At 43.7% G+C, this 11,463-nt stretch carries 14 protein-coding genes and 1 pseudogene; 11 read left to right on the forward strand and 4 right to left on the reverse strand.

Going from position 1 to position 11,463, the window contains the following annotated elements; genetic code table 11:
* A pseudogene (locus R7Q47_RS22735) lies at nucleotides 1-188 on the reverse strand (lysophospholipase); the annotation flags it as partial.
* On the opposite strand from R7Q47_RS22735, the gene rhtB reads away from it, so the two are divergent.
* The 7 genes from rhtB to R7Q47_RS22770 all read left to right on the forward strand — a co-directional run bounded on the left by rhtB (nucleotide 149) and on the right by R7Q47_RS22770 (nucleotide 6,824).
* Complete coding sequence (rhtB, locus tag R7Q47_RS22740) at nucleotides 149-766, forward strand: homoserine/homoserine lactone efflux protein (protein ID WP_132937316.1); 618 nt, start codon at nucleotides 149-151, stop codon at nucleotides 764-766. The pseudogene R7Q47_RS22735 and the gene rhtB sit on opposite strands and share 40 nt — an antisense overlap.
* A 24-nt stretch (nucleotides 767-790) precedes the next feature.
* On the forward strand, nucleotides 791-2,014 hold the full coding sequence (locus tag R7Q47_RS22745; RefSeq protein WP_053304474.1) for an EAL and HDOD domain-containing protein: 1,224 nt from the start codon (nucleotides 791-793) through the stop codon (nucleotides 2,012-2,014).
* A gap of 154 nt (nucleotides 2,015-2,168) precedes the next feature.
* On the forward strand, nucleotides 2,169-2,504 hold the full coding sequence (locus R7Q47_RS22750; protein ID WP_005378730.1) for a metalloregulator ArsR/SmtB family transcription factor: 336 nt from the start codon (nucleotides 2,169-2,171) through the stop codon (nucleotides 2,502-2,504).
* Nucleotides 2,505-2,546: 42 nt separating this feature from the next.
* Nucleotides 2,547-3,548: an ArsJ-associated glyceraldehyde-3-phosphate dehydrogenase gene (locus tag R7Q47_RS22755; protein ID WP_318089389.1), complete on the forward strand. Its 1,002-nt coding sequence runs from the start codon at nucleotides 2,547-2,549 to the stop codon at nucleotides 3,546-3,548.
* Nucleotides 3,549-3,560: 12 nt separating this feature from the next.
* Complete coding sequence (locus tag R7Q47_RS22760) at nucleotides 3,561-4,055, forward strand: cyclin-dependent kinase inhibitor 3 family protein (RefSeq protein WP_318089390.1); 495 nt, start codon at nucleotides 3,561-3,563, stop codon at nucleotides 4,053-4,055.
* Nucleotides 4,056-4,309: 254 nt separating this feature from the next.
* Nucleotides 4,310-5,527 carry an organoarsenical effux MFS transporter ArsJ gene (gene arsJ, locus R7Q47_RS22765; protein ID WP_054575539.1) on the forward strand — a complete coding sequence of 406 codons (1,218 nt, stop codon included), beginning with the start codon at nucleotides 4,310-4,312 and terminating at the stop codon, nucleotides 5,525-5,527.
* A gap of 283 nt (nucleotides 5,528-5,810) precedes the next feature.
* On the forward strand, nucleotides 5,811-6,824 hold the full coding sequence (locus tag R7Q47_RS22770) for an acyltransferase (RefSeq protein WP_005389667.1): 1,014 nt from the start codon (nucleotides 5,811-5,813) through the stop codon (nucleotides 6,822-6,824).
* Here the strand turns inward: R7Q47_RS22770 and R7Q47_RS22775 are convergent.
* Nucleotides 6,821-7,150: a DUF2500 domain-containing protein gene (locus R7Q47_RS22775; RefSeq protein WP_318089391.1), complete on the reverse strand. Its 330-nt coding sequence runs from the start codon at nucleotides 7,148-7,150 to the stop codon at nucleotides 6,821-6,823. The two genes, R7Q47_RS22770 and R7Q47_RS22775, sit on opposite strands and share 4 nt — an antisense overlap.
* Nucleotides 7,151-7,477: 327 nt before the next feature.
* Here R7Q47_RS22775 and R7Q47_RS22780 point away from each other — a divergent pair, with 327 nt between their 5' ends.
* The 4 genes from R7Q47_RS22780 to R7Q47_RS22795 all read left to right on the forward strand — a co-directional run bounded on the left by R7Q47_RS22780 (nucleotide 7,478) and on the right by R7Q47_RS22795 (nucleotide 10,530).
* Nucleotides 7,478-7,846 (forward strand): hypothetical protein, encoded by a 369-nt coding sequence (locus R7Q47_RS22780; RefSeq protein WP_005378717.1) that lies wholly within the window; start codon nucleotides 7,478-7,480, stop codon nucleotides 7,844-7,846.
* A gap of 1,081 nt (nucleotides 7,847-8,927) precedes the next feature.
* Nucleotides 8,928-9,548, forward strand: a complete 621-nt coding sequence (locus tag R7Q47_RS22785) for a lysoplasmalogenase (protein WP_005389670.1) — start codon at nucleotides 8,928-8,930, stop codon at nucleotides 9,546-9,548.
* Between the two features lie 69 nt (nucleotides 9,549-9,617).
* Nucleotides 9,618-9,839 carry a YecH family metal-binding protein gene (locus R7Q47_RS22790; RefSeq protein ID WP_005378711.1) on the forward strand — a complete coding sequence of 74 codons (222 nt, stop codon included), beginning with the start codon at nucleotides 9,618-9,620 and terminating at the stop codon, nucleotides 9,837-9,839.
* A 106-nt stretch (nucleotides 9,840-9,945) separates the two neighbouring features.
* A complete protein-coding gene (locus R7Q47_RS22795; protein WP_005389671.1) occupies nucleotides 9,946-10,530 on the forward strand; it encodes a YhgN family NAAT transporter in 585 nt (194 codons plus the stop codon).
* 56 nt (nucleotides 10,531-10,586) lie between these two features.
* On the opposite strand, the gene R7Q47_RS22800 is transcribed toward R7Q47_RS22795, so the two are convergent.
* Together R7Q47_RS22800 and rsmD are read right to left on the reverse strand one after the other, a co-directional pair.
* A complete protein-coding gene (locus R7Q47_RS22800; protein ID WP_005378704.1) occupies nucleotides 10,587-10,853 on the reverse strand; it encodes a DUF1145 domain-containing protein in 267 nt (88 codons plus the stop codon).
* A 25-nt stretch (nucleotides 10,854-10,878) separates the two neighbouring features.
* The coding region (gene rsmD / locus R7Q47_RS22805) for a 16S rRNA (guanine(966)-N(2))-methyltransferase RsmD (protein WP_318089392.1) at nucleotides 10,879-11,463 on the reverse strand (585 nt) is incomplete at its 5' end.

Consider the following 11,463-nt stretch of genomic DNA (forward strand, 5'->3'; position numbering starts at 1 on the left):
CAAAGTGCTGCGATCGGACCACCAATTGCTTGCTCAAATAATGTCTCTTGAGTATAAGTCAAAGGTGAATGGTTAGTCGCCATTAGTTGATTACCTGAAGATACGTTGTTTACGCGATGTATCATCGAAGAATTAGTGAGGAAATGCAATGGATACCCATGTCTGGTTAGCTTATGTAGTAACAGCAATCGTTTTTAGTTTGGCTCCGGGCTCTGGCACGGTGAACTCAATCAGTAATGGTTTGAGTTACGGTACCCGTAAATCACTGGGTGCCATTATTGGCTTACAAATTGGTTTAGTTATCCACATCGCGCTGGTGGGGGCGGGTATTGGTGCGCTTGTCGCGCAGTCAGCAACCGCATTTTCTGTCATTAAATGGGTTGGTGCCGCTTATCTGGTTTGGTTGGGGATTCTGAAATGGCGCGATACGTCAAGCTTAGTCGCAGCTGAAAACCACAACGAGATGTCAGGCACGGCGCTGTTGTACAAGGCTGTGTTAATTAACCTCACCAACCCTAAATCGATTGTTTTTCTGGTGGCGTTGTTCCCGCAGTTTATTGACCCGGCAAAAGACCAAATCACGCAACTGTTGGTGCTTGGCGTCACTACGGTCGTGATTGATGCGTGTGTAATGTTGGGTTACACGAGCTTGGCAGCACAAATGGGACGCTTTATTCGCTCCGATAAAATCATGGGAAAAATAAACAAAGTATTCGGTTCAATGTTCATGGGTTGTGGTGCATTATTAGCAGCTGCAAAGTCATAAGCCATTTATAGGTCCTTCTTTAGCATGAATACAACGTATGTCGCTCGCCAGCCGATCTTTAACCGAAAAAGACAGACGCTGGGTTATGAATTGTTGTTTCGAGACGGGGAGAGTAACGCATACCCTTCACATATTGATTCAAATCGAGCGACATACCGACTGATCGTCGAAAACTTCCTATCACTGGGTACTAACCCAGTGATTGCCTCTTCAAGATGCTTTATTAACTTTCCTCATCAAAGTTTGGTGCGACGTTTGCCGCGCAGTTTGCCGAAAAACAAAATTGTCATCGAAGTGTTGGAAACGTGCCAACCTACGGATGAGCTTCTTGATGCGATTCGTGAGTTTTATCGAGAAGGTTACTTGATCGCTTTGGATGACTTCACCCTAACACCAGAATGGCGCCGTTTTTTGCCATATGTGCATATTGTGAAGCTCGACATTATGGCGATGGGGCTCGAAAAGGCCTGTGAACTGGTCAAAACACACCTTGCCAAACGCGTCAAATACCACTTTTTAGCAGAACGTGTTGAAACCGCAGAAGAGTTTGAGCAAGCGAAAGCGGCTGGCTTTAAATTTTTCCAAGGTTATTTTTTTAGCAAGCCACTCGTCTCGCAGACTAAATACGTCAGTCCTGAGCAAGTGTTGGCATTGCAACTGTTTCGTGAAGTTTGTGCTCCTGAGCCTGACTTTACTCGTATCGAGTCCATCATTACGCAAGATGTCGCGCTGTCGTATAAATTATTGCGTTTTGTAAATACGCAAGCGCCGAATTTGGCTGTCGAAATCAGCTCTTTTCGTCAGGCATTGATTTATCTTGGCCAGGATAACCTTAAGCAGTTTGTCTCTTTGGTTGTGGCATCGTATATCTCCAGTAACAAGCCTCGAGAGCTGTATCACCTTTCATTGCAACGAGCTCAATTTTGCCAATTGATGTCGCGCTATCAGCCATTCTCTCACCTCAACGAACAAGGTTTCATGGTTGGTTTGCTGTCGATTCTAGATGCGTTGCTGGATCTTTCGGTGGAATCTTTAGTTAGGCAGTTACCGCTTAGTCATTCAGTACAACAAGCGCTATTACATCGCAAAGGGGTTTATGGTGCACTTATTTCCCTCGAAGAGTGCTACGAGCGTGCCGATTGGTCGGGGGTTGAAAAAATCACGATGCAATTGGGGTTGCCTTTAGAGGAAGTGAAGCTCTCCTTAGGTGAAGCGGTTCGCTGGAGTCAAAGCATCGCGACTGCATAATTTCTGGTCTTATCTTTTATCTCTTTGAATCTCTCTCTTTACAATCAAGCTGTTCGTTAGATGTGAAACTTTTATGACGATGGACGGTTTCCTCTTGACGATATACCTTAATTAAATAAACATATGCGCATATCCATATATAGGTATGTTCATTATGCTTCCACATCAGTTTTTTAAGCTGTTATCCGATGAAACACGCGTACGTTGTTTAATGCTCGTGGCCCGTGAAGGTGAAACTTGCGTTGGTGATTTGGCGTTTGCTCTGCAAGAGAGCCAGCCGAAAGTTTCTCGTCATCTTGCTCAGTTACGATCCAGTGGCATCTTGGTGGATAAACGCCAAGGGCAATGGGTGTATTACGAGTTATCACAGCAATTACCAGGTTGGATGCGAAAGTTAATTGAAGACTTAGTGGCATCAAACTGTTTGAAGCAGGAATACCAAGACGACATCACACGCTTACACGATAAAAGTCGTGAGGCTTGCTGTTAACAGCGAATAGAGATTCAAGGTAGAAGGTTAGAGGGTAAAACTATGACAATTAAAGTAGGAATTAATGGCTTTGGCCGAATTGGTCGCTTAGCGCTGCGAGCGGCATTTGATTGGCCAGAATTGGAGTTTGTGTTAATCAACGATGTCGCAGGTGACGCCGCTACGCTTGGTCACTTATTAGAATTCGATTCAGTGCAAGGTCGTTGGCATCATGGAGTTCAGGTCGAAGGCAGTGAGCTCGTCATCAACGGCAAGCGTGTCGCCACGACTCAACAACGCGATATCGATGCGGTGAACTGGTCTGATTGTGATGTTGTGATTGAAGCGACAGGCGTACATCGCAAAACATCATTCCTAAACAAATACCTAGAGCAAGGCGTAAAACGTGTCGTGGTAAGCGCACCTGTGAAAGAAGAAGGTATCGCGAACATTGTGGTGGGCGTGAACGACCATATTTTCGACCCTGAAAAACATCGTATCGTGACAGCAGCTTCGTGTACGACTAACTGTATCGCACCTGTGGTTAAAGTCATTCATGAGAAATTGGGTATCGAACAATCTTCTTTTACGACCATTCACGACCTGACGAATACGCAAACTATTTTAGATGCGCCACACAAAGATCTACGCCGTGCAAGAGCATGCGGCATGAGCCTTATCCCGACTACGACGGGTAGCGCGAAGGCGATTGTCGAAATTTTCCCAGAATTAAAAGACAAAATTAATGGTCATGCGGTTCGCGTACCTCTAGCAAACGCATCGTTAACAGACATCATTTTTGATGTGAAGCGTGATACCACAGCAGAAGAAGTGAATGCACTGTTAAAAGAAGCATCTGAAGGTGATTTGAAAGGCATCCTTGGCTTCGAAGAGCGTCCTTTAGTTTCTATCGATTATAAAGGCGACCAACGTTCAACCATCGTTGATGCGCAATCAACCATGGTTGTGGGTTCTCGTATGGTTAAGGTTTACGCTTGGTACGATAACGAAATGGGTTATGCAACGCGCACAGCAGAGCTGGTTCGTAACGTTGGTTTGGCTTAAAAGGGGGTCACAATGTCTCATCCTACATGGCAATTAGATTTGGACTCCGGTGCTTTAATCTTAACACCGTGCCCAGGAACGAAAGGTGTCGATTTGCATACGTCGTTAGAACAGTTGAAAGAGCAGGGTGTTCAAGCGGTCGTTACTGCATTAGATGATAGTGAATTAGCTGCGAAGAATGTCTCTGCATTGGGTGAAGCCACTCAGCAACTGGGTATGAAATGGTTCCAGATCGAGATTGAAGACGACTGCGCACCAGATGAAGAGTTTGCGGTGAAGTGGCAACAAGCCAGTCCGGAACTGCACGCGATTCTTGCTCAAGGTGGCAAAGTTGCGATGCATTGCATGGGTGGTTCGGGGCGCACAGGTTTGTTCGCTGCTCACCTACTCCTAGAAAAGGAATGGCAGTTAGAAGATATCGTGCGAGAAGTGCAGGCATTGCGCCCTGGGGCATTTACAAAACCTGTGCAAGTTGAGTACATCGAACGTGTGGCTCAAGACGCTTGATCAGCTTAAATAGCTTTTGGTTCATTATGATCCAAAAGCTAAATTCGAGCTTCTTCAGGATACGACTGTTTACAAAAAATGACATTAACATCAACTAGTGCATTGTTTTTAAAGTGTATTTTGCTTTTTATTGATGTTGGAGCATTTTTTGAAAATCACAGCAACATTATATTGGTCAATGTTGCTGTACAGGTTAGGAAGTATTTAGAACATGATGATCTAAATGCTTCTATCGCTGTACATATGAGGTCAATATGATTTCTCAATTAAGCAAAAGTATTCGTCAGTACATGTTAGTGACGTTTAACTATTGGAACTTTACGGTGACCGATGGCGCACTGCGTATGCTGGTGGTGCTCTATTTTCATGACTTAGGTTATTCCACGTTAGCTATTGCCTCACTGTTTCTTTTCTATGAATTTTTTGGTGTGGTGACAAACCTGGTTGGTGGTTGGTTGGGCGCAAGGTTAGGCCTAAATAAAACCATGAACATTGGTTTAGCGATGCAAGTGTTTGCGTTGCTGATGCTCGCAGTACCAAATGCATGGCTGACCATTCCTTGGGTGATGGCAGCGCAAGCTCTGTCGGGGATTGCCAAAGATCTGAACAAAATGAGTGCTAAGAGCGCGATTAAAACGCTAGTACCAGACGAGCAGCAAGGTGCGCTCTACAAATGGGTAGCGATTTTAACTGGCTCGAAGAATGCACTCAAAGGAGCGGGCTTTTTTGTTGGCGGCTTGCTGCTGTCTTGGGTGGGTTTTCAAAACTCGATGTTTATTATGGCGGGTGTACTTACATTAGTGTTTGTTTGCAGCATGATCTGGCTAGAAGCGGACATGGGTAAAGCAAAGAGTAAACCTAAGTTTCGCCAAATATTCTCCAAGTCTGAATCGATAAACATTTTATCCGCAGCTCGCATGTTCTTATTCGGTGCTCGTGATGTGTGGTTTGTCGTTGCTCTGCCTATTTATCTTGGTAGCGTGTTTGGCTGGGATCACTTGTGGGTTGGTAGCTTTCTCGCTGCGTGGGTCATTGCTTATGGGTTTGTGCAAGGCATTGCGCCGCGTATTACTGGCAAAGCGCAAGGTCGTGTGCCTGATGGTAGTGCAGCATTGGTGTGGGCAGGAGTCCTAGCGTTAATTACGGCTGGTATTGCTTATGGTGTGCAAATCGGTTGGCAGCCTGAATTGGTGATTGTGGTAGGTTTGATGATTTTTGGCGCTGTGTTTGCCATTAACTCTTCGCTGCACTCGTACTTGATAGTGAGCTACGCTAAAGGCGATGGCGTCTCGTTGGATGTTGGTTTTTATTACATGGCCAATGCGATGGGACGTTTGATTGGCACGGTATTATCGGGTTGGATCTACCAAGAGGCTGGTCTTGCAGCGTGCTTATGGGTTTCTTTTGCTTTCTTGGCACTGACGACGCTGATTTCAATTAAGTTGCCAAAAGCTGATGTTGCTACTGCGTAACTATCCCCAGTATCGCTATCTGTAGATGGTATAAATGGCTCCAAATCGGAGCCATTTTTGTTTCTTATGCGCCGTTTGCTGTAATCAGATTGTGTCGGTTTGGCATCGAGAGTGAATACTGATGCTTGGTTTTTGGTTCTCGTTAAGTGATTAGAGTGGTGATGAAATCCCCGTTGTAGGTCATTGTTGAGTTAAAAATAAGCAAAAACAGATTGTTAACCATTTCACTGGTTGAGATTTACCCTATGCTATAAACGATAAGCGACTCAAAGTAGGGAAAGGTATGAGAGAAAGGGTTCTGTTTTTTGATTTATTGCGCTGCTTCGCAGCGGTAGCAGTGATCGCCATTCACGTCTTGGCACCGTATCGAAATGAGTTAGGAGTGATTCCATTTGACCAATGGCTGACAGCGGTAGGCGTGAATAGCGTAACCCGCTGGGCAGTGCCAGTTTTTATTTTGATCACCGGAGCGCTAATGCTCAGTGACACTCGACCATTTGACGGTAAGTATTATATCAAAAGGCGTTTGGGCAAAGTTTTAGTTCCATTTCTTATTTGGTCGATGTTTTATGCATACCTTTCAGGCTGGACTTCTCAAGGCTTTGATTTTGAAACCGTAAAAGAGGTATTAAGCAATAGCCCATTCCACGCAACGTATTACCATCTCGGCTTTTTCTATTACTTTATACCACTGTATTTTGTGATTCCGCTGTTTCAATGGATGGTACGCAACGTGGATGACAACGTCTTGTATACCTATCTCGCATTTTGGCTTTTCACCAGCACACTGTTCTTGTTCAAGATTGATGGCCCTTGGAGTAATCAGATGTGGCTTTATATGGGTTACCTTCCACTGGGGTATGTTTTATTTCAAAAGGTACCTTCGAATCGCTCTATGGTGACCTTATTTGTTGGGCTAGGACTCGTGGCGTTGGCAGTGACCTTTACGATGGTTGTGACAAATAGCTTAGAGGCGGAGAAGTATACGGTTGGGCGCTGGCTCTCTTATAAAACACTGAATGTGATTCTAGCGGCTTCGATGATTTTTATGATCGGGCGTTACTTCGGTGAAGGCTTATCACCAAAAGTACAAAAAGTGGTTAGTGTGATCAGTCAGCACAGCTTAGGGATTTACTTACTTCACCCTATTTTCTTATGGCCGATGAAAGAGTTCGGTTGGTACACAGGACATCCTGCGTGGGTGATTCCAGTCTGGATCGTTCTAAGTGGAGCTGGAGCCTTGGCGATGAGCTATCTCTTTTCTCTTTCTGCCAAGACTCGTTGGTTACTGCCTTAACGTTTGATAGCGAAGTGAAGGAACTTGTTGCCGCGATAGGTCAGTGTTCCCTTATCTCCAGGGTTGAGTGCATGGTAGTAATGCACTCCAATTTGGAATTCACGCTTTGGACCGATAGAACCACGTTGAACGTAAATCCAATACTCTTGATCGTCTTGACCTGGTGGTGCGTTTGGTATGTCTATCGCTTGTTTATCTAAAACCGTTACCTGCGCGCTTTGCTCTGGAGCGTCTTCGCCCACATAGTGCTTACTATAAAAACGGAAAAACACCCACGCGCCCAAGGCAATAAGGGTGAATAGGGCGACAATAAGTGAGATTGGCATATTAACCTCCAATGTTTTATCGGGTCCCATTCTACAGAACTCGCTGACGAAACGATGAGTTGAGGTAGCTTATTCATAATCTAATGAAAGGGATATGGAGATTATTCGGCGCACTTCACGATTTATCTTAATGATGCATGATGAAATCGTCGCTTCATCTGCAAGCGAAGTCACTAAAGCTGAACGAAGCGGCTTTCACTTGTTAGGCTATATGAGCTCAAGGGCACAAATTGAAAGTAAAATTGCACTTAACGGCTCGAAAAAGCTCTAAATTTATAGAAGAATAAAAATAATGAACATAGGAAGGGTCTGGTAAGGAGGGTTACGATGTCAGATATTGAAAAAGTAGTCATGCGTACCCGAACGATCGAAAAACTTTTGCGTACTCAGTACCATGCAGAAGGTAAAGGGTTGCACCAACTTATTAATAGTTGTGAAGAACGTTTACCGCATGACGTGATAGCAAAGCTTCGATTCATCGCAACCGTGCGTAACAAAGTGGTGCACGAAGACGATTACAAGCTGGATGATCGTAAAGGCTTTATGGCGGCATGTGATGCTTGTGAAAAAGAGCTGACACCAAGAAGCTCTCGCTTTATTTGGCGTACAGCAATTTTGCTAATGACGTTGATTACGCTGGCCGCTCTTGGTTTCTACTATATGCACTGGGATATTTTGTCTAAGCACATTCAGTAGAGCTATACAGATAAATAAAAAAGGACGCATTTGCGTCCTTTTTTATTTTAAATCATTGGGTTAGTACATCATTGGCAGTGTCATTAAACCCACAACCACTGCAATCATAACCAGCCCTTGTTTTTGAGAAGATGAAATCATAACACTACCCCTTAATCTTTGATGAACTCGATGAATTTAATATAGCACTGTTTTTGGGGTTTGATCAACATATGCTCGTTAATCTTTTCAAAAACCACACTTAACTTGTCTGGTTTTACGTGATTATGACTAATGAAACTATGTTTTTTGTCCTGTATTTAAAGTGTTCACATTGTTTTGTTTTTATCCTTTTTGGTTTTAAGTGTTTGATTTTATAATGTTAAATGGTTTGTGGTGTTGGCTTTGTAATTGTTTTTTGCTTCGAATGGTATGTTGGGTCTTTATTTTGTCTGTATTTCTCAAAAATTGAGAAAATTAAAAAATGTGCTATGAGGTTGCATCGTCAAATCGAAAGCATGGAGTGAGATTTTCTTACCTTATGAGAAAATATGGGCTTCAAAAGTGTTTAGTGATTTTATGGTTTATGAAGTCCGCACTTTTATCTGTTATTGAAATTATGATTTTATTTATCATTGACTTACTTTTCTTGTCTGATGTTTTTTTTACTGAATTAAGGTCAGTTTTCTTAGTTTTTACCCCTAATCATCAGTAGTTCCTCCTCTCTTAGAGCGCTACTTAGACTATTTTCTATTTTGTGCCTGTTATTTATTCTTGTTGCCTGCATTACATACATCCTGGTGGTTTAATCGTCAGTTTGTGAAATGGCGGCTTACCTGGAGCACTTATCTGTTTTTCAGTTAAATAGTTTTAGAAAGCGCTGGTTATTGTGTCGTGTGATTTGATGGGTTCGGCTGATGAGCAAAGCTTGGCCCCAATGTTTAGTGGCATTATTCAGGCTCATCGGCTTTATTATTACGTAGGCTGAGGGTTACAAAATGTTTCGAATCGCTAGCGAGATCCAACTTTCGTAGATTGTGTCTTTACATCAAAACTGGTCTACCTAGACTAGCGGCGAGTTTAAGTAAAAGGTGTATACTGCATGTGGAGTTGGCTGGCGATAGGGCTATCAGGTGTGTATTCCGTGTTGGGAGCAAAGCAAGCTAACCCGACACAATCCCTCGTGTTTAAAATCTTTACTCTGCTACTTCTTCTTGTGTTGGTGTTAACTCAAGGTGCATCCGCAACATATACCTACTGGATTGCGGGTGGGCTTATTGTGTCTATGGTGGCAGATACGCTGCACTCGTTTAAAACTCGTAAGCTAATCTATTTTACGGCTTATTTGGTTGCCCAGGTATGCTACAGCAAGTCATTTTGGGTGCAGCTTAATGGTGAGATTGTCTGGTGGCTGTTGGCCCTGCTGCTTGCAGCGAGTATCGTGGCGTTCTTTTTGTTGCTACCTCAACTCGACTCTCTGGTATTCCCCGTTGTGATCATGGGGATGATGCTGGTTCAACTTGCTTGGGCAGCCGGTGAAGTTTGGTTACAAGTGCCGAGTTACGCCAATGCTATCGGCTTTAGCGGAACCTTAGTTCTGATCTATTCGGCGCTGGCATACGCGATACACGGTTATCGAAAACCGATGAAACACGCCTATTTGTGGGTGAGTGGTAGTTACTTTTTTGCTCATGCCCTCATTGTTGCCTCAATCATTTACTAATTTAAGTCAAAGCAGCTCTTGAGGATTTCAGTAAACTGAACGCATTGTTCTTAATAACTGGAGTCAATAATGAGTGAAATCCATGCTCACGAGCTGCTAAACCTACTTAGAGAAACACCAATGGATCGCGAAGCCCTCACACAGCACTTTGGCGCTAGCGTTCGCTTTCACACCTGTAAACTGAATGATCTAGACTTAGATGCATTACTAGCATTTTTGCTCAAGCGCGACAAAATTCGTGAGCTTGAAGGTAAGTTTGTGGTCAATATGGCGCGAGTTTGCAATCACTAAACGGCGGCTAAGATCGAGGGTGACTATGGTGTTTTCGCCCTCAGTCATATACTCATGTTGTCAGTTTGCTATACACTGGCCGCCATTTTTTAGGTGAGGCCAGAATATGGACATTCTTTCTGCAGCGACCATGCTGTTTCTAATCATGGACCCCCTCGGTAACTTGCCGATTGTGTTGTCTATTCTCAAACATATCGATCCCAAGCGTCGTCGTAAGGTATTGATTCGTGAACTACTGTTTGCCTTACTGATCTTGATGCTATTTCTGTTTGCAGGACAAAGCATCTTAAGTTTTTTGCATGTCCAGCCAGAAACGCTCAGCATTTCTGGTGGCATTATTCTCTTCATTATTGCGATTAAGATGATTTTCCCGAGTGCTGGCAGCATCACTGGACTGGCAGCAGGCGAGGAGCCCTTTATTGTTCCGATGGCCATTCCTATGATCGCAGGCCCTTCAGTGATTGCAGCCTTGCTTTTACTGTCTTCGCAACATCCAGAGAAAATGTTGGAAATGTCAGCATCAGTCGTAATTGCGTGGGGCGCAACATTTTTTATACTGATGTTTTATGGCTTCTTTAATCGCTTGTTGGGTGAACGTGGCTTGAAGGCGGTAGAACGCTTAATGGGCTTGTTACTGGTGATGATCTCCACTCAAATGTTCTTAGATGGTGTAAAAAGTTACATTGGGTGACGAACGAAACGCAGAAAAAAGCCGCTCACAAGAGCGGCTTTTTCGTATCTGAGCGATTACATCATGTGTTTACGACGAATATCGAGTAGGGCAAAAATACCAAAAATCAGGATTGAATATTTTTCCCAACTGCTCATTTTTATTTTGTCGCCAAATGCACCAATGAAGATGGCCATTTGTAAACCGTGCATGATGAACAAAAAAGCGGTCATGATGTATAGCGCAATCGCGGCATTGCCGGGAAAGGGCATAAAAATATTTAGGATTAATACTAACCAAACAAAGGCGATAGCCGCTTTGGCCAGCATAATTAGTGCTTTCATTTAAGTATCCTTTTAAATCGAGGCGTTATGCGGAGGTACGTTCGTACAGACGATAGCTCACTTGGCCTGCTGTTTTTTCTCGATGTAATTGCCAGTTTTCTGGTAAGTCGGCAATATTGAGTTCTTTTTCTGTTTCAATATAAATCATCGCATCTTCCGCGAGCCAGCCATTTTGTTCTAGCAGAGCCACGGTCTCATCCAATAGACCTTTGCGAAACGGTGGGTCAATAAACACCACATGATGAGCAGAACCCGGTTGCTTCAAAAAACTCAGTGCGTCGGTATTTACCACTTGGATGTTGTTCGCGTTAAGAGAGGCAATATTCTTTTGTAACTGTTGGAAAGCTTGTGGGTTTAGCTCAACCATGGTCACTTGCTCTGCTTGGCGCGAAGCTGACTCAAATCCCAAGCCGCCAGAGCCAGCAAACAAGTCGAGACATTTTGCCTGTGGTACATCTTGAGCTAACCAGTTAAACAGCGTTTCTTTGACGCGATCGGTCGTGGGGCGTAAGCCTTCAGCATCGTGTACAGGAAGTTTTCTGCCTCTCCATAAGCCACTAATAATGCGAACAAAGCCCGTTGTTGGCTTTTTTTGTGATGAGTTTTGCTG

This window comes from Vibrio sp. Vb0349 (assembly GCF_033338975.1).

What these genes read in the sequence shown, in the direction of transcription:
- R7Q47_RS22760 (WP_318089390.1), top strand. Translation starts at nt 3,561, where the DNA reads ATGTCTCATCCTACATGGCAATTAGATTTGGACTCCGGTGCTTTAATC.
- rhtB (WP_132937316.1), top strand. Translation starts at nt 149, where the DNA reads ATGGATACCCATGTCTGGTTAGCTTATGTAGTAACAGCAATCGTTTTT.
- R7Q47_RS22785 (WP_005389670.1), top strand. Translation starts at nt 8,928, where the DNA reads ATGTGGAGTTGGCTGGCGATAGGGCTATCAGGTGTGTATTCCGTGTTG.
- R7Q47_RS22800 (WP_005378704.1), bottom strand. Translation starts at nt 10,853, where the DNA reads ATGAAAGCACTAATTATGCTGGCCAAAGCGGCTATCGCCTTTGTTTGG.
- arsJ (WP_054575539.1), top strand. Translation starts at nt 4,310, where the DNA reads ATGATTTCTCAATTAAGCAAAAGTATTCGTCAGTACATGTTAGTGACG.
- R7Q47_RS22775 (WP_318089391.1), bottom strand. Translation starts at nt 7,150, where the DNA reads ATGCCAATCTCACTTATTGTCGCCCTATTCACCCTTATTGCCTTGGGC.
- R7Q47_RS22790 (WP_005378711.1), top strand. Translation starts at nt 9,618, where the DNA reads ATGAGTGAAATCCATGCTCACGAGCTGCTAAACCTACTTAGAGAAACA.
- R7Q47_RS22750 (WP_005378730.1), top strand. Translation starts at nt 2,169, where the DNA reads ATGCTTCCACATCAGTTTTTTAAGCTGTTATCCGATGAAACACGCGTA.
- R7Q47_RS22780 (WP_005378717.1), top strand. Translation starts at nt 7,478, where the DNA reads ATGTCAGATATTGAAAAAGTAGTCATGCGTACCCGAACGATCGAAAAA.
- R7Q47_RS22795 (WP_005389671.1), top strand. Translation starts at nt 9,946, where the DNA reads ATGGACATTCTTTCTGCAGCGACCATGCTGTTTCTAATCATGGACCCC.
- R7Q47_RS22745 (WP_053304474.1), top strand. Translation starts at nt 791, where the DNA reads ATGAATACAACGTATGTCGCTCGCCAGCCGATCTTTAACCGAAAAAGA.
- R7Q47_RS22755 (WP_318089389.1), top strand. Translation starts at nt 2,547, where the DNA reads ATGACAATTAAAGTAGGAATTAATGGCTTTGGCCGAATTGGTCGCTTA.
- R7Q47_RS22770 (WP_005389667.1), top strand. Translation starts at nt 5,811, where the DNA reads ATGAGAGAAAGGGTTCTGTTTTTTGATTTATTGCGCTGCTTCGCAGCG.